Origin of the sequence: Mesorhizobium sp. M1066 (assembly GCF_040318635.1) — a bacterium.
Taxonomy (GTDB): domain Bacteria; phylum Pseudomonadota; class Alphaproteobacteria; order Rhizobiales; family Rhizobiaceae; genus Mesorhizobium.
The window spans coordinates 1-15,480 of sequence record NZ_JAMYMR010000070.1; the positions used below are offsets into that span (position 1 = coordinate 1).

Here is a 15,480-nt window from a genome sequence, read left to right on the forward strand (position 1 = left end):
ATCCTCGGCACCGTCACGTCAACCGAATGCCGAAATTACTTCACAGAGGCAGGCTATGCCCAACCTAAATTCATCCCGCTCTAGCGGTACGTTCCGGTGAAAGCAAGCCTCTGGCGCCACATTCAGATACATCGTAAGATATATCTTGACTCTCTCGATCGGCTTGCATAATTAAGATATATCGTAAGACACAACTCAAGGAGCAATCAATGCACAAACATTTTGGGAACAATCATTTCGGCGAGCGCATGTTCATGCACATGGCCGGCAAATTCGGCGGCAAATTTGGTGGCAGAGGGGGCGGCGGTTTTGGCCCGTTCGGGCACGGCGGTCGCGGTGGCGGGCGGGGCGGCCCGGGCGACATGTTCCGCGCCGGGCGCATGCTGGCCGACGGCGACCTCAAGCTGATCACGCTGTCGCTGCTGGCCGAGGCCCCGCGCCACGGCTACGACATCATCAAGGCGCTGGAGGAACGCACCAGCGGCATCTACAGCCCGAGCCCCGGCGTGGTCTACCCGACCCTGACCTTCCTGGAAGAGGCCGGCTATGCCGCCTCCGCCGCCGACGGCAACAAGAAGGTGTTTTCGATCACCGAAGCGGGCCAGGCGCATCTCGCCGACAACCGCGAGATGATCGACGGCGTGCTCGACCATCTCGAGCGCTTCGGCCGCAAAATGGCCAAGGCGCGCGACTGGTTCGGCTGGAACGACGAGAGCGAAGAGGGCGGGCGTCGTGGCGGCCGGGATGGCCGCGGGGATCGTTCGGAAGCGCGCGACGAATTCCGCGCAGTCCGCCACCGGCTGCGCGCGGCTCTGGGTGACTTCGTCGACGCCCCGGCCGACAAGCAGGCCGAGGCGATCGCCATCCTCGAAGCCGCCGCCGAGGCTCTGGAAACGCTGTCGCACAAGTAAGCTCGTCCAGCCGACCGGACGCAGCCCTTGCTCGCTGGGCCAAGGACCGATAGTGAAATTCATCCCGCGTCACTCTACATGGTGCGGGATGAATGCTGTTGGAGGAAGCCCGATGTCTTTTCTGAAGCGTCTTTTCGGCGGTGGCGCCAGCGGAGCCGAAACGGCTGGGCCAACGAGCGCAGCGCCGGCCAAGCAGGTCGAGCACAAGGGCTTCCTGATCAGCGCCATGCCCTACAAGGCGGATGGCCAATACCAGACCTGCGGCGTCGTCTCCAAGGAGATCGACGGTGTGGTGAAGGAACACAAATTCATCCGTGCCGACCGTTTCGCCGGGCTCGACGACGCCGTCGACATCTCGATCAAGAAGGGGATCCAACTGGTCGACGAGCAGGGCGACCGGATTTTTGGGTAGATCACCGCCAGCAGGTCACTGCCTAACATGCGGGCCTTTGCGCCACGATGGACCTCTCGGTCCGGGTTGACGTACGACCGCCCGCGGATCAACTCGTCCTGGCGGGATCGATCGTCATCAGGCGGGTCCTGGCCTCGATCAGATGCCTTCTCGCGGCCCTTATCCGGCCGCACAATGCCAAGTTAAGAGCGACGCCGCCTTCCTCGTCCAGCAAGTCATTCGCGCGCTTCAGAGAGCGCTCAGCTCTCCTTATGCGCAGTCTGGCGTTGGCCGCTTCGATGCTGTAAATTTCAATCATTGTGCCGCGTCCTTTGCGGTTCCGGTCCCTTCATGGACTAAACCGCCGCTGATCCTATTGGTTCCGGCGCTGAGACTATGGCTGCGGTTTCGGCTATTTCGTTGTGGTGTTGAATTCACGGTTTGCCGCATAATCGATAACGAAGGTGCCCTCGGGAGCGCGAACGCCCTGCCTCACATTTGAGATGGTCACCGTCGTGGTAAGTCCTTTCTCGTCGGTGAGGCTCCATCTGCGCAGATCGAGCGATTTTCTGTCGAACACCATGGAGATGTTCGAATTGCCGAAAGCCGATCTGTCGGCCAGCTTGACGGTAACTTGGGCGCCGTCGTCTCTGATGCTTTTGACGCGACTGCCGGAGAAGTCGACCTTGTTGTCGAGCAGCAGCTTAAGCGGCGTCTTCGAGAGAGCATAAAGCCGCGATGTCTTCAGTTTCCTGTTGTAAACCACCAGGGATTTGCCATCCGCGATCACGCTGACCCCAGATTGGCCTGCATAGTTGAACCGGATCTTGCCTGGGCGTTGGAGAAAAAACCTGCCGTGTTTTCTTTCCGCTTTCGGGCCTGACTGCACGAAATCCCCTGACATGGATTTCACCGATGAGAAGTGATCGGCAATCGTCTTTGCTTCAACCGGCGCGGCCGAAATCGCAATCGTGGACCCGGCATTCACCGCGGCAGCGCCGACAGCGGCACACAAGAAACCCAGCAGCTTTTTGATCCGATAGGCCATTCGATTAACCCCCGGCAGACGCGTGATCGAAGGAGATCACGCGCCTTGAGATCAGTAGCCGTTCGGGCATCGCGCGACGTAAACCCGGCCGTACCGATCGCGATATCTGCACTGGCCGGCTTCGCTGGCGTGGCCGATGACGGCCCCTGCTATCGCACCAACCGCACCGCCAACAACCGCCCCTTCCACAGGGTCTCCGGCCACCGCGGCGCCTACGGCCGCGCCACCCAAGCCGCCGACGGCGGCGCCTTGTTCGGTACGGGAGCACGCCGAGAGCGGAATGAGCAGGCTCAAAATGAGCAGCGTCTTTTTCATTGGGTCTCTCCTGGGGCCACTATTAGCCCAAGCTTAAATGCTCAAGAGGGCTTTTCGATCCATCGCCCGTTGCCTGTCATGCAAGCGCCAGACCGTGGCGGAGCGGCGTGCCCTCCGGCTCAAACGCCGGCAATCGCCAAAAGCCAGGCCAGGATATCGAGCAGCAGAAACAGCAGCGCAATCTGCAGCGCCGTCCGCAGCCGCTGGATAATTCGCCAGTTGCCGGCCATGTCCGCCTTGATGCGAAGGGCAAGCGCGCGGCGCATGGCCGACATCGTGCTCGGCCTATCGCCGTCGACATATTGATGGAGCAGCTCTTCCGGATCGAAGCGGAATGTATATTGGTGGTAGGGCCAGAGCATGAAGACGATCAGCCCGCCGATGCCGAACAGCAGAGCCACCGCGGTCCAGTCCCAAGCTCCAAGACCATTGGCAAGGGCCGCGCCGCCGAGCAACGAGTTGGCGAATGCGGTAGCAAAGACAAGGCTGCCGGCGCGGGTGCTCATGTTCTCCACAAGGGTCTGCTGTTGCGTGAGACCTCTCACCGCTTCCTGATAAATGAATGCAAGACGCGGATCGTCGTCGGCAACAGCGCTTGCGGCAATTCTGTTGCTTTCGCTTCCACTCGGATGTTCCGCCATCAGGGTGTCCTCTCTGGCGTGGACTGGATGCGCGAGCTCAGTCGAGATCCCACGGTGCAAATGTTGTCCGTGGACTGCCCCGCGCAAGGGGGGGAACGGATGAAACAGGGGACAGGATCCGTGGCGAACCGAACGGGCCAGGCTGATTGCGCGCCTGGCCAGCAAGGTTTGGGAAATCGACCCGGGCTAAGCCGGCTGCAACTCCCTGCGCGGCAGTGGCGGGAACGCGATGGCGATGCCGACCGCGCCGAGCCCGATAAGAGCCGAGCCGATGAACAGCCAGGAATAGTTGGCGTAGGCGTCGAACACCATGCCGCCGGCAAGCGGTCCCAGCGCCATGCCGAGGCTGGACAGCATGGTGGCGGCGCCGAACACGGTGCCGAGGATGCGCTGGCCGAAATATTCGCGCGCCAGCACCGCATAGAGCGGCATGACACCGCCATAGGTGGCACCGAAGATAACGGCCAGCATGTAGAACTGCTCAAGCTGGCTGATCGACAGATAGGCGGCAATGACGATCGCCTGGATCGCCAGGCCCGCGATCAGCACCGGCTTGACGCCCAGCCTGTCGGCCAGCACGCCGTAGAAAAGCCGGCCGCCGAGGCCTGCCAGGCCTTCGACACTGTAGATCGAGACCGCTGCCATGGGGGCGACGCCGCACAGCATGGCATAGCTGACCATGTGGAAGATCGGCCCGGAATGCGCCGCGCAGCAGGCAAAGAAGGTCAGCCCCAGCACGATGAATTGCGGCGAGCGCAGCGCCTGGCCGACCGTCAGGCCGGCACCTTCGGCAACCGGCGCGGAGCCGGGGTCGACTAAGACGGGCTTCGGCGGCTGGCGCACCAGCAGCACCGCCGGCAACAGCAGCACCCAGGCGGTAATGCCGATGTCGAACATGGCGGTGCGCCAGTCATAGGCGGAGATCAACCAGCGGGCGAAGGGTGAGATCGTCATCGGCGCCACGCCCATGCCGGCCGAGACCAACGAGACGGCAAGGCTGCGGTTGGTGTCGAACCAGCCTGTGGTCAGCGCGATCATCGGCGCGAAAAAGGCGCTTGCCGCGAGACCGACCAGCACGCCATAGGTGACCTGGAAGCTCAGCAGCGAACCGGCGCGGCTGGCCAGCACCAGCGCCAGCCCGAGCAGCACCGCGCCGATCATCACGACGATGCGGGCGCCAAAACGGTCCGATATCGCGCCCCAGGCGAAGCCACCAAGGCCCATCACCAGGAAGTTGAGCGTCATGGCGCTGGAAATGCCGGCGCGCGACCAGTTGGTGTCGATCGCCATCGGCTCGAGGAAGATCGCCAGCGAAAACATCGTCCCGATGGCGACACAGGACATCAGCGCGCCAGCGGCGACGATGACCCAACGATAGGAAAGGCTCATTCAAATCTCCCATGCCTAAGGGCAGCGCTGCGCGCTGCTTGCACCCGAAGGACGCCGGCACCGGGTTCGATCCTACAATCCGCATTTTTTATCCAGTTTGACGTGACGCCGTTTTCAGTAGCTCAGATCGGCAGTTCCGACGTGTATTTGATCGTCTGGCTGGGGACGTCGGTCTTGACGTTCTGCACGCCCTTGATGCGGCTCAGATGCTCCGACTGGAAGCGGCGGTAATCGTCGATGCCGGCCGCCACCACACGCACCATGGCGTCGCAATCGCCGAGCATCAGGTAGCACTCCATCACCTGCGGCAGCTTGGCGACTTCGGTGGCGAAATGCTCGATCGTGTCCTCGTCCTGCGTTTTCAACCAGATGCGGGTGAAGAAGGTCAGGCCCTTGCCGATGCTGGCGGGGTTGAGCACGGCGACGTAGCGGTCGATGACACCGGCCTCCTCCAGCAGCTTCACGCGACGCAGGCAAGGCGATGGCGACAGCCCGACCTCATTGGCCAGATCGTTGTTGGCCATGCGGCCGTCGCGCTGCAGCGCCCGCAGGATCCGCTTGTCGATCTCATCAAGTTTCATGGCTCTGGATTCCATCTATTTATGGCTTTGTAGCGCCAAATGCCAAATTCTGATGAAACACAACAATCTTCGCAACCAAATTGTGAGCCGGTGCTGCTATGTTTGCGGCCGACATCACAAGAGTCCAGAAGCAACCCGGGAGCGGCGGCCGCGAGGCGCGCCAGGGGAGACGCATGAGCATTTCACAGGCAGTCGAGGCGGCGGGCAATGGTTCGGGATCCGAGTTCCGCCGTGGCGTGGCGTCCTGCGCGCCGGTGCTGTTCGGCACCATCCCCTATGCGCTGGTGCTTGGCGCCCAGGCCACGCAGAAAGGCTTAAGCACGGTCGAACTGTCTGCCATGACAGGGCTGAACTTCGCCGGCGGCTCGGAATTCGCGGCGATCCAGTTGTGGACGTCGCCGCCGCACGTCGTGCTCATCGTCGCCATCACCTTCCTGGTCAACAGCCGTCACCTGCTGATGGGTGCGGCACTGGCGCCGTTCTTGCGCCACCTGCCACGACGCAAGGTGTTTCCGGCGCTTTTCTTTATGTGCGATGAAAGCTGGGCGCTGGGCCTGGCCGATGCCAAGCAGCGCACCGCTGCCGGCATCACGCCGGCCTTCAGCCCGCGCTACTATATGGGCGCGGCGCTGGCGATGTATCTCACCTGGGTGGTCTTCACCACGTTGGGCGCTTTGCTCGGTCCGATGCTCGGCGACGTCGGGGCCTATGGTTTCGACATGGCGTTCCCGGCTGTCTTCCTGGTGCTGATGCGCGGCATGTGGACGGACATCGCGGCGGCGCGGCCCTGGCTGGTCAGCCTGGTCGTGGCAGTACTGGTCTATCTCTTCGTTCCCGGTGCCTGGTATGTCGCCGCGGGCGCCATGTCGGGTCTGGTCGCGGCCTGGCTGATGGCGGGTGATGCATGATCGACGCAATGACCTTTTTCACCATCGTGCTGATGGCCGGCGTCACTTATCTGACGCGCATCGGCGGCTATGTCGTGCTGCGCAACCGCACACTCAGCACGCGTGCAACGGCGGTCATGGAAGCCGCGCCTGGTTGCGTGCTGATCTCTGTCATCGCACCGGCCTTCGTGTCGAAGTCCCCGGCGGATATTCTGGCGCTGGCTGTTACTCTGGTAGCCGCCACGCGGCTTTCCATGCTGCCGACTGTGCTGATCGGAATCAGCGCCGCTGGTCTGCTAAGGTACCTCATTGGCTAGAAACGAAAAAGGCAGGCGCGCGCACGCCTGCCTTTCGATGCGGACAAATTTCGGCTCTTTACGCGGCAGCCGCGACACCTTGGCTGGCGGCCACCACGGCATCGACCTTGGCGGTCGCCTTGGCGAGCGCTGCGGTCACCGCGTCAGGACCCATGCCGACGCCTTCGATGCGGATGACATCGACATCGGTCATGCCGAGGAAGCCGAGCACGCCGCGCAGGTAGGGAATGGCGTGATCGAACTGCACGGCCGCACCTTCGGAGTAGATGCCGCCCGAAGCCAGCACGATATAGACCTTCTTGCCGGTGACGAGACCCTTGGGGCCGTTCTCGCCATAGGCAAAGCTCTTGCCGGAACGAGAGATGTGATCGACCCAGGACTTCAGTGTCGAGGAGATGTTAAAGTTGATGAAGCCTGTGGCCAGGATCACCGTGTCGGCGGCAAACAGCTCGTCGAGCACCACATCGGAGACGCCGACGACTTCAGCCTGGCGCGCGGTGCGGGCTTCCGCCGGCACGTAGATGCCGCTGGCGTAGTCGGCGTCGATATGGGGGAGCGGATTGGCGACGAGGTCGCGCACGACGAGCGTGTTCGACGGATCGGCGGCGACGAGCTTTTCAGCGAATTCGGTAGCGATGCGGGTCGAATGCGAGGCGGCGCCCCGCGGGCTTGAGGTGACAAGAAGAATGGACATTTTGGGCTCTCCAGCGGTTGGAATGATTTGTCCCGCCAGATATGGGGCTTTCGATCCATTCAATAAACTGGTATATTTTCTATACGATCCATCTGTAAGTTAGATATAGCGATGCAGCCCAACCCGACGCTCGATCAACTTCAGATCTTTGTGACAGTCGCCGAAGCCGGCAGCTTCTCGGCCGCCGGCCGCAAGCTCAACCGGGCACAGTCCGTGATCAGCTACGGCATCGCCAATCTCGAGGCGCAGCTGGGGCTGAAACTGTTCGAGCGCGAGGGCACGCGCGAGCCGCAATTGACGGAGATCGGTCGGGCGATGCTGGAGGACGCACGCCGCATGGTCGGCATGCTGCAGCGTATCCGCTCGCGCGTCGACGGCCATCATCAAGGGCTCGAGGCCGAAGTCGCACTGTCGGTCGACGCAGCGTTGCCGTCGCCGGTGCTGGTGCGGGTGCTGAAGGCATTCGAGGCGCAGTTTCCGACCGTGATGCTGCGCCTGCATATCGGCACGCTCGGCCTGATCCCCGACCATGTCGTCAGCGGGCAGGCCGACCTTGGCATTGGTGGCCTGCTGGGCGATGTCGATGTGCATCTCGCGCGCATCGGCTTCATGTCGATCGTGCTGGCCGCCGCGCCCAGCCATCCGCTGGCCCTGCTGCCGAAGCCGGTGGCGATCGAGGATGCGCGCGAACACACGCAGCTTGTCGTCACCGACCAGTCAGAGCGTACCAAGGGGCGCGACTTCGGCGTCTTCGCCTACCGTACCTGGCGGCTGACGGATGTGCGCACCAAGCATATGCTGATGCGCGAGGGGCTGGGCTGGGGCGGGCTGCCGCGCTGGCTGATAGCAGACGACCTGGCGAGTGGCCGGCTGGTCGAAATCGACCTCGAATCCTTCAGGGAGGTGAGTTCGCCGCTGTTTGCCATGCACCGCAACGATCGCAGCCCGAAGCCAGCGGCCGCCTGGCTGATCGACCAGTTCAAGCGCCAGCTCGGCTGCTTCAACGAGTTCGAACCGGGCGAGGTGCCTGAGGAAGAGACAGGCCATCGATCAGTGCTATGAGCACCGCGCGGTAGTCCTGAACTGACGCACCGGCCTCGATGGCCAGGGCGGCACGATCGAAGGCGGAGCCGAGCAGTGCGGTCAGCGCGTCGGCCGGCAATCTCGTCATCGTTTGCGCCCGCATCGCCGCGACCAGCCCTTCGCGCAGCGAGCGGTTGCCATGGCGGTTGTCGATCGCGTCCATGGCGGCGCGGCCAAGCACGGCCGGGCCGTCGAGCAGCAGCAGGCGCGTGCGGCCTGGCGTGCGCATGGCGGTGAGATAGGCGTCGGAACCGGCAATCAGTGCGTCGCGGGCATTGAGTGATGGCGCCGAGGCGCGCTCGATCTCCTCGGCGACCGCTGCCGCCTCCTGGTCGACCACGGCGGCAAACAGCGCCTGCTTGTCGGCGAAGTGATGGTAAAGCGCGCCGCGCGTGACGCCGGCGGCAGCGGCGATCTCCGGCGTGCCGGTCTCGGCATAGGATTTTTCCGTAAACAGCTTTCGCGCCGCGGCAATCAGGTCGGCGCGCGTCGCCTCGGTACGGTCACGGTTGGAACGACGCGCGGAATCGCGTTGCATACATGCAGCCTGTATGTTAATCCAATCTACATGCAGACTGTATGTTAATCGACGGGAGAAGGAAAGATGAAGACGACGAGCTATTACCCGGTGCTGATGACCGGCGACGTCGCCGGCACGACGGCGTTCTATGTCGAGCATTTCGGCTTCCAGCCGCTGTTTGAAAGCGACTGGTATGTGCATCTGCAATCGGTGGACAACAAACGCGTCAATCTCGGCATCGTCCAAGGCGACCATGAAACGATCCCGGAAGAGGGGCGGGGTCGCACCTCGGGCCTGCTGATCAATTTCGAGGTTCGCGACCCGGACGCGGTCTATGAGCGGGTCGTTGCCGCTGGCCTGCCGATCCTGCGCAGCCTGCGCGACGAACCTTTCGGCCAGCGCCATTTCATCACCCGGGATCCAAATGGCGTGCTGATCGACGTCATCAAGCCGATTCTGCCCAGCGAGGCGTTTCTGGCGCAGTACGCGGAGGGGGCTGCGGAACGGTGACCGTCCTCAGCCCGCCCTTGCCACCGGCGTCACCGTCACCTGGCTGACTCCGGTGCGGCGCACGACGGTGCACAGTGTCTCGCGGCCGATGCGCTCGGCGTCGAGCACACGCACCAGGTCGTCGACGCCGGTGACCGGGCGGCCGTCTATTGCGGCGATGATGTCGCCCTCCTTCAAGCCGGTCTTGGCCGCCGGGCCATCCTTCTCGACGCTGCGCAGCCGCACCGCGGTATTGGTCGACACTTGCGACAGGAGCGCTGCGCGTCGCGGCAGATTGACGGTGTCGGCCGAGACGCCGATGAACGCGCGGCGCACGCGGCCGAAGCGGATGATTTCCGAAATGACGAAATTGGCGGTGTTGGAAGCGACCGCGAAGGCAATGCCTTGCGCGCCGTGGATCATGGCGGTGTTGACGCCGATGACCTCGCCGGCCGACGACACCAGCGGCCCGCCGGAATTGCCGGGGTTCAATGCCGCATCGGTCTGGATGACATCGTCGATCAGCCGGCCGGTCGAGGCGCGCATTGAGCGGCCGAGCGCCGAGACAACGCCGGAGGTGACGGTCCATTCGAAGCCCAGCGGATTGCCGATGGCTATCGCGATCTGGCCGCGCCGCAGCCGCTTGGAATCGCCCAGCGGCGCCACATCGGCAAAGCTGCCATCGGCGCGCACCAGCGCGATGTCGGTGTCGGGGTCGCGGCCCAGCACGCGGCCTTCGCTGGAGGCGCCGTCCGGCATTGAGACGCGCACCGTCCTGGCATCGCCGACGACATGGAAATTGGTGACGACCAGCCCGTCCGGGGCGATGACGAAGCCGGAACCGTGGCCGCCCTGGCCGCCGACGCGCTCGATGCGGCAGACGGCAGGGCCGATGCGGTCGACCGCATCGGCGACCGTCGTCGAATAGGCGTCGAGCAGCGTGTTGTCGGCCAATGAGTTGTCAGTTTGGAATTCGGCGGCGGCGAGGGCCATCGGAGGCTCCGTGTTATCAGGCGCAGGGATGACTATATGTGCGGAGCGGCTGGAACCGCCGCGACCTGACCAGATGGCCAGTCAAACCACCAACTAGCCGTCAGGCGAGTACCTCTGCACACGCTATCGCGCGATATCTGGGGTATGGATGAACCCAGGAGACCAATATGAGCGATTTCAATCTGAGTGCGTTTTCGGACGCCATCGCCGATCTCGCTGCCAAGGCGGCGCCTGCAACGGCGAGTTTCGCCACGCATCATCATCGCACGGCGAGCGCTTTCCACTGGCGTGATGGTTATTTCGTCACCGCTGAAGAGGCTGTCGAGGCCGGCGAGGAGATCGAGCTGGTCCTGGCCTCGGGCGAGACGGTGAAGGCCGAGCTGGTCGGCCGCGATCCGTCGACCGGCGTCGCCTTGCTGAAGCCCGCTGATGCGACTAAAGCGCCTGTGCTAGTTAAGGCCGATGCGGTACGGCCCGGCAATCTCGCCATTGCCATCGGGAACAGCCAGGGCTCCGCTCTGGCCGTGTTGGGTTCGGTCGGCGAAGTCGGTCCGGCCTGGCGCTCGATGCGCGGCGGCACCATCGACCGGCGCATCAATCTTGCCGTCGGCGCCGGCGGCCGTTTCGAAGGCGGCCCGGTTCTCGATGCCAAGGGTGCGCTGATCGGCATGCTGTTGTTCGGACCGCGCCACCGGGCGCTGGTCATGCCTTACGAGACGATCGAGCGGGCGGTCGCGACCTTGCGCGAAAAGGGCCATGTCGCGCGCGGCTATCTCGGCGCCGGCCTGCATCCGGTACGCGACCGCGACGCGCACGGCGCGATGGTGATGAGTCTCGATGACGATGGTCCCGCGAAGGCCGCCGGTCTCTCTCTTGGCGATATCATCGTGGCGTGGAACGGTGAGGCGGTGCACGGGCCGCGGGACCTGATCCGCAGGCTCGGACCCGACAGTGCCGGCGCTTCGGTGACGCTCGGTGTCGTGCGCGGCGGCGAACAGCGCGATGTCGCGCTGACCATCGGCGAAAAGCCGCTGAGCTGAGGGCATCCATGGACACGCTCACCAGCGACCGGATCATGCATGACGGTGCCGTCTCGCGGCGGCTGGTGGTGCTGATTGCGCTTGGCGATGCGTCACGCGCCGAGCGCCTGGCGGCCTCGCTGGCCGCCAGCGATGACCTGCTGCCGGTCGTGGCTGGCGGTGGAAGAGCCGACGTCGCCATCGTTGACGACAGCATTGGTGATGGCGTGCCGGCCCTCATTCCACGGGTGCTGCTGACCGGACGCGCTGGCGGCGAGTGGCCCGCCGGTGAGGTGCTGGCCGTGATGTCCGCTGGCGCGGACGATTTGTTGATCGCCGCGGCGGCGCGGCTGGCCGCGGCCGGTTATCGCGTCTCGGGCGAGCGCGGAAGCGGACGTCATGAGGATTTCCGTGCCGGCGATGGCGAGCCGTTCGAGGAGGAAGCCTCCGACGAGCATGCCGCCCGGCCTTCGCTGTCGCCGCGTGAGGCGGAAGTGTTGGCGCTGCTGGCCGAGGGCGCTCCAAACAAGGTGATCGCGCGGCGGCTCAACATTTCGGTGCACACCGCGAAGTTTCATGTCGCCGCAATCCTGATCAAGCTCGGCGCCGCCAACCGCACCGACGCGATCGCGATTGCGATGCGGCAGGGGCTGGTGCTGGTTTAGTCATAAACCCTACGCTGCGTAACGCGGTGTCCAGCGTGTCGGGTCTTGCGCTGTGGTCGCCCGCCGCGCAAAGGTTTGCGCCTGTTGTGTTGCAAGGGAGGCGCAAGGAAATGTCGCTCAAGGGAAAGACGCTGTTCATCTCCGGCGGGTCGCGCGGCATCGGGCTGGCGATCGCGCTGCGCGCCGCGCGTGACGGCGCCAATGTGACGATCGCGGCCAAGACCGCCGAACCGCATCCGAAGCTGCCGGGGACGATCTATAGCGCTGCCGAAGAGATCGAACAGGCCGGCGGCAATGCGCTGCCTGTGCTGTGCGACATCCGTGAGGAGGCACAAGTGGCCGAGGCGGTCGCCAGGACCGTGGAGAAATTCGGCGGTATCGACATCTGCGTCAACAATGCCAGCGCCATCCAACTCACCGGCACGCTCGAGACCGACATGAAGCGCTACGATCTGATGCATCAGATCAACACGCGCGGTACCTTCCTGGTCTCGAAAATGTGCATTCCTCACCTGAAGTTGGCGCAAAATGCTCACATCCTGAATCTGGCGCCGCCGCTCGACATGAAGGCCAAGTGGTTCAGGAATCACGTCGCCTACACGATGGCCAAGTTCGGCATGTCGATGTGCACGCTGGGCATGAGTGCGGAGTTCGCCAAGGACGGCATCGCCGTCAATTCACTGTGGCCGATTTCGACCATCGACACGGCGGCGGTGCGCAATCTGCTCGGGGGCGCGACGGTGGCGGCGATGAGCCGTTTGCCCGACATCATGGCCGACGCCGCGCATGCCATCTTCATGCGCCCCGCGCGCGAGACAACAGGTAATTTCTACATCGACGAGGAGGTGCTGCGCGCCGAGGGCGTCAGCGATTTTTCAGCCTATGCGCCAGGTGCGACAGGGCCTCTGGCCGGCGATTTCTTTGTCCCTGATGAGGTGTTTGCCCGCACGGACAGCAAGATCAAGAGCATCTACTAGATCCGCGTTATTGTGAGCGTCGAGCTAAGCCATCCGCCTTGGCTGAGCCACGGCAAAGCCTCGCGCAAACAAAGCGATAGGGCGCCAACCCTGCCGGTATGATTCAAGGGCCGGCAGGCGCTTGCTTACGCCTCATCCTTCTTGCCTTTGCTGAGGCCCATCAGCCGGTCGATATAGGCGAGCATGAAGGCCGAGACGACGAAGGCGAGGTGGATGATGGTCAGCCACATCAACTGGTCGGTGGTGTAGGACGACGAGTTCAAAAACACCTGCAAAAGGTGGATGGACGAGATGGCGACGATGGTCGAGGCGACCTTGACCTTGAGCGAACCGACATCGATCGCGCCCAGCCAATGCACGCCGTCGTCGCCGCCGTCCTGGTCATCGAAGCGGCTGACGAAGTTCTCGTAGCCCGAGATGATGACCATCACCACCAGCCAGGCAACCAGCGCGGCATCGATCAGGCCGAGCATCTTGAGGATAGTGTCGGTGTCACCGAGCGTGAACGCCAGGGTAATGAACTATAAAGCTTCTTGCCGAAGGACAGCGCATAGACGGCCAATGCGAGGGCCAGGCCTATATAGAAAACAACGAGCACCCAGCGCGACGCGAGGATGATCGATTCGATGGCGAGTTCGAGACGCTTCATAGGATGATTCCGGCTGGTTATCTCTCGGACAATGGCCGTATTCCGCCAGGTCGCCACCGTTTGCAAGACAAAAAACCCGCCGAACAAGGTCCGGCGGGGTTCAATGCGTCCCGCTGGAGTCGGGACGGGGCAGGGAACGCCCAGCACCAAATCTGGGGTGGCTGGGCTCGCGATTCAATGAGCCGTGTCTAATGCCCGTACAATTCTTGTTGAACCCGGCGCGTCGATCCACCCCCGGCAGTGCCGGGGATGGATGCTTCTCATGCCGATTCCACAAACCGGTTCATGGTTTTGAAATCATGACCTAATTGTTGCTGGCCACAGGTGCCACCAGCGAGGTGATGCGGCGAATGCCAACGCGCCGGTTCTCGCGGTTCGGCGCAGACGTATTGACCTTCAGATACTCCTCGCCATAGCCCTGTGTCGTCAGGTTCTCCGGCGGGATGCCGAAGGTGTTGGTCAGCGCCTCCGCCACCGCTTCCGCGCGGCGATCGGAAAGAGCCAGGTTAGCCTCCGGTGTGCCGACCGCGTCGGTGTGACCTTCGATCAGGAAGGTCTCGGCCGGGTTCTTCTTCAACAACTTCTCCATTGCGGTGGCGACGCCCTCTAGCTTCTGCACCTCGGTGTCGGAGATCGAGGCCGAGCCGAATTCGAAGTTGAGCGTGTCGAGATCGACGCGCCGTGCGATGTCGCGCACGCGGGCCGAACGTTTGACCTCGTCGATCGAGTAAAGGCGCTGGACCTTCTCCACCGGTGGCTGTTCGAGGAAGGTGTAGTAGTCGTCCGGATCCTGGACATCCTCGGAGTCTAGAATGTATTCCTCGCGCGGGATGGTCAGCCGCATCGGCGGCAGATCATCGCCGGGATCGCGCCAGTCGCTGTCGTCCTGATAATGCCGCTCGTCGACATAGCTCAGCACATATTCGCGTCCATCCGGCGCAATGCGCGAACGCTGGATGACGTCGCCATAGCGATTGCGGATTGTGACGATCTGAACACCGTTGTCACGCTCGACGATTTCCCGGGTGCGGTCGCCCGAGAGATCCTCATAATAGACGTTCCTGGCGCCGCGGGTCATGCGCGGGGCGTCATTGCTCTCGACGAACGTCTGGTTGTTGAACTGCAGGATGACGCGGTCGCCGAGTTCCCTGACGACGTCGACGCCTTTCGGACGCCGGCGGTCACGGACGTTCTCATCGGGCGCACGTTCTACGCGTGTGCCCTTTTCCTCGGTCACCGGCGCGATTTTCTCGGGCTTGATCTCCTGCTGTGCGGCCCTGTCGTCGGTGGGGGGCGGACCTTGGTCGATGGGAGCAGCCACCGGCTTGCGGCCCTGATCGCCACCTTGCTGGGCATTTTGCCCGCCATTCTGCTGCTCGCCATCCTGGGGGACGATCTTGTCGCCCTGCTTGCGGCCGCCTCTGCGCTCGGCGTCCTTCTGGCTGTCCAGGATGGGAGCGGCGTTTGGATCGGCCGGTGCTTCGCCTTGCACCGGGTTTTCGCCCTGTACCGGTGCTGCCGTCTGACCATTGGCCGGTTGTTCGCCGGTGGCTGGCTGCTCGGCTGTGGCCGGCTGCTCGCCAACAGGTTTCCTGACACGCTTCTTCGTCGTGTCCTGGGGCTGCTCGCCCTGGGCCGCAGGCTGTTCGCCGGCAGGGGCCGTCGCCTCTCCAGCGGGAGCTTCCTTCGGGGCCGGGGCGGCTTCAGGTTGGGCCTGCTGGTCCTGCTTGTTCTTCTTGCGCGGCTTGGCCTGCTCGCCGGGCTGATTGTCGTTGGCCGGCGCGACCTGTTCGGCCGGCGCCTGCTCGGTCTGTTGCTGCTGATCACGCTTCTTCCTGCGCGGCTGCTGTTCCTCGGCGGGTGCTGCCTGTTCGGCCGGCGCCTGCTCGGTTTGCTGCTGCTGGTCGCGCT

The 15,480-nt window shown here is 63.5% G+C and carries 19 protein-coding genes and 1 pseudogene; 9 read left to right on the plus strand and 11 right to left on the minus strand.

The features are described from left to right. Nucleotides 1–209: 209 nt before the first annotated feature. On the plus strand, nucleotides 210–911 hold the full coding sequence (locus NKH52_RS34060) for a PadR family transcriptional regulator (protein ID WP_352735637.1): 702 nt from the start codon (nucleotides 210–212) through the stop codon (nucleotides 909–911). 112 nt (nucleotides 912–1,023) lie between these two features. Continuing rightward, nucleotides 1,024–1,323 (plus strand): HlyU family transcriptional regulator, encoded by a 300-nt coding sequence (locus NKH52_RS34065; protein ID WP_127297413.1) that lies wholly within the window; start codon nucleotides 1,024–1,026, stop codon nucleotides 1,321–1,323. 88 nt (nucleotides 1,324–1,411) lie between these two features. Here NKH52_RS34065 and NKH52_RS34070 read toward each other — a convergent pair whose 3' ends face one another. From NKH52_RS34070 to NKH52_RS34095, 6 genes are all read right to left on the minus strand, one after another. Next, nucleotides 1,412–1,621: a hypothetical protein gene (locus NKH52_RS34070; protein WP_352735638.1), complete on the minus strand. Its 210-nt coding sequence runs from the start codon at nucleotides 1,619–1,621 to the stop codon at nucleotides 1,412–1,414. Nucleotides 1,622–1,714: 93 nt separating this feature from the next. Beyond that, entirely contained in the window at nucleotides 1,715–2,350 is a 636-nt protein-coding gene (locus NKH52_RS34075; protein ID WP_352735639.1) for an outer-membrane lipoprotein carrier protein LolA, read from the minus strand. A 51-nt stretch (nucleotides 2,351–2,401) separates the two neighbouring features. Beyond that, the gene (locus NKH52_RS34080; RefSeq protein ID WP_127297410.1) at nucleotides 2,402–2,665 is read right to left on the minus strand and encodes a YMGG-like glycine zipper-containing protein; all 264 of its coding nucleotides are present in this window, start codon (nucleotides 2,663–2,665) and stop codon (nucleotides 2,402–2,404) included. Between the two features lie 119 nt (nucleotides 2,666–2,784). Next, nucleotides 2,785–3,471, minus strand: a complete 687-nt coding sequence (locus NKH52_RS34085; protein ID WP_352735640.1) for a hypothetical protein — start codon at nucleotides 3,469–3,471, stop codon at nucleotides 2,785–2,787. Between the two features lie 21 nt (nucleotides 3,472–3,492). After that, the gene (locus NKH52_RS34090) at nucleotides 3,493–4,695 is read right to left on the minus strand and encodes an MFS transporter (RefSeq protein WP_352735641.1); all 1,203 of its coding nucleotides are present in this window, start codon (nucleotides 4,693–4,695) and stop codon (nucleotides 3,493–3,495) included. A gap of 122 nt (nucleotides 4,696–4,817) precedes the next feature. Next, a complete protein-coding gene (locus tag NKH52_RS34095) occupies nucleotides 4,818–5,276 on the minus strand; it encodes an Lrp/AsnC family transcriptional regulator (protein ID WP_013530158.1) in 459 nt (152 codons plus the stop codon). 173 nt (nucleotides 5,277–5,449) lie between these two features. Between NKH52_RS34095 and NKH52_RS34100 the strand changes: the two genes are divergently transcribed. Together NKH52_RS34100 and NKH52_RS34105 are read left to right on the plus strand one after the other, a co-directional pair. Further along, nucleotides 5,450–6,184 (plus strand): AzlC family ABC transporter permease, encoded by a 735-nt coding sequence (locus NKH52_RS34100; RefSeq protein ID WP_352735642.1) that lies wholly within the window; start codon nucleotides 5,450–5,452, stop codon nucleotides 6,182–6,184. After that, entirely contained in the window at nucleotides 6,181–6,480 is a 300-nt protein-coding gene (locus tag NKH52_RS34105) for an AzlD family protein (RefSeq protein WP_352735643.1), read from the plus strand. The genes NKH52_RS34100 and NKH52_RS34105 overlap by 4 nt, the downstream gene beginning before the upstream one ends. Nucleotides 6,481–6,538: 58 nt before the next feature. On the opposite strand, the gene NKH52_RS34110 is transcribed toward NKH52_RS34105, so the two are convergent. After that, nucleotides 6,539–7,174 (minus strand): FMN-dependent NADH-azoreductase, encoded by a 636-nt coding sequence (locus NKH52_RS34110; RefSeq protein ID WP_023809654.1) that lies wholly within the window; start codon nucleotides 7,172–7,174, stop codon nucleotides 6,539–6,541. 111 nt (nucleotides 7,175–7,285) lie between these two features. Here NKH52_RS34110 and NKH52_RS34115 point away from each other — a divergent pair, with 111 nt between their 5' ends. After that, complete coding sequence (locus NKH52_RS34115) at nucleotides 7,286–8,236, plus strand: LysR family transcriptional regulator (protein WP_352735644.1); 951 nt, start codon at nucleotides 7,286–7,288, stop codon at nucleotides 8,234–8,236. Here NKH52_RS34115 and NKH52_RS34120 read toward each other — a convergent pair. Continuing rightward, nucleotides 8,175–8,795 carry a TetR/AcrR family transcriptional regulator gene (locus tag NKH52_RS34120; protein ID WP_352440464.1) on the minus strand — a complete coding sequence of 207 codons (621 nt, stop codon included), beginning with the start codon at nucleotides 8,793–8,795 and terminating at the stop codon, nucleotides 8,175–8,177. The two genes, NKH52_RS34115 and NKH52_RS34120, sit on opposite strands and share 62 nt — an antisense overlap. A 66-nt stretch (nucleotides 8,796–8,861) precedes the next feature. Here NKH52_RS34120 and NKH52_RS34125 point away from each other — a divergent pair, with 66 nt between their 5' ends. Then, a complete protein-coding gene (locus tag NKH52_RS34125; protein ID WP_352735645.1) occupies nucleotides 8,862–9,287 on the plus strand; it encodes a VOC family protein in 426 nt (141 codons plus the stop codon). Between the two features lie 6 nt (nucleotides 9,288–9,293). On the opposite strand, the gene NKH52_RS34130 is transcribed toward NKH52_RS34125, so the two are convergent. Then, nucleotides 9,294–10,259: a S1C family serine protease gene (locus tag NKH52_RS34130; protein WP_352735646.1), complete on the minus strand. Its 966-nt coding sequence runs from the start codon at nucleotides 10,257–10,259 to the stop codon at nucleotides 9,294–9,296. A 167-nt stretch (nucleotides 10,260–10,426) separates the two neighbouring features. Here NKH52_RS34130 and NKH52_RS34135 point away from each other — a divergent pair, with 167 nt between their 5' ends. From NKH52_RS34135 to NKH52_RS34145, 3 genes are all read left to right on the plus strand, one after another. Beyond that, nucleotides 10,427–11,299 (plus strand): S1C family serine protease, encoded by an 873-nt coding sequence (locus NKH52_RS34135; RefSeq protein ID WP_352735647.1) that lies wholly within the window; start codon nucleotides 10,427–10,429, stop codon nucleotides 11,297–11,299. Nucleotides 11,300–11,307: 8 nt separating this feature from the next. After that, nucleotides 11,308–11,943 carry a helix-turn-helix transcriptional regulator gene (locus tag NKH52_RS34140; RefSeq protein ID WP_127297399.1) on the plus strand — a complete coding sequence of 212 codons (636 nt, stop codon included), beginning with the start codon at nucleotides 11,308–11,310 and terminating at the stop codon, nucleotides 11,941–11,943. Nucleotides 11,944–12,053: 110 nt separating this feature from the next. Further along, nucleotides 12,054–12,920: an SDR family oxidoreductase gene (locus NKH52_RS34145; protein ID WP_352735648.1), complete on the plus strand. Its 867-nt coding sequence runs from the start codon at nucleotides 12,054–12,056 to the stop codon at nucleotides 12,918–12,920. A gap of 125 nt (nucleotides 12,921–13,045) precedes the next feature. On the opposite strand, the pseudogene NKH52_RS34150 reads toward NKH52_RS34145, so the two are convergent. Further along, nucleotides 13,046–13,569, minus strand: a pseudogene (locus NKH52_RS34150) (TIGR00645 family protein). Nucleotides 13,570–13,873: 304 nt separating this feature from the next. Beyond that, nucleotides 13,874–15,480, minus strand: a 1,607-nt coding sequence (locus tag NKH52_RS34155; protein ID WP_352968453.1) for an OmpA family protein, incomplete at its 5' end; no start/stop codon positions are given.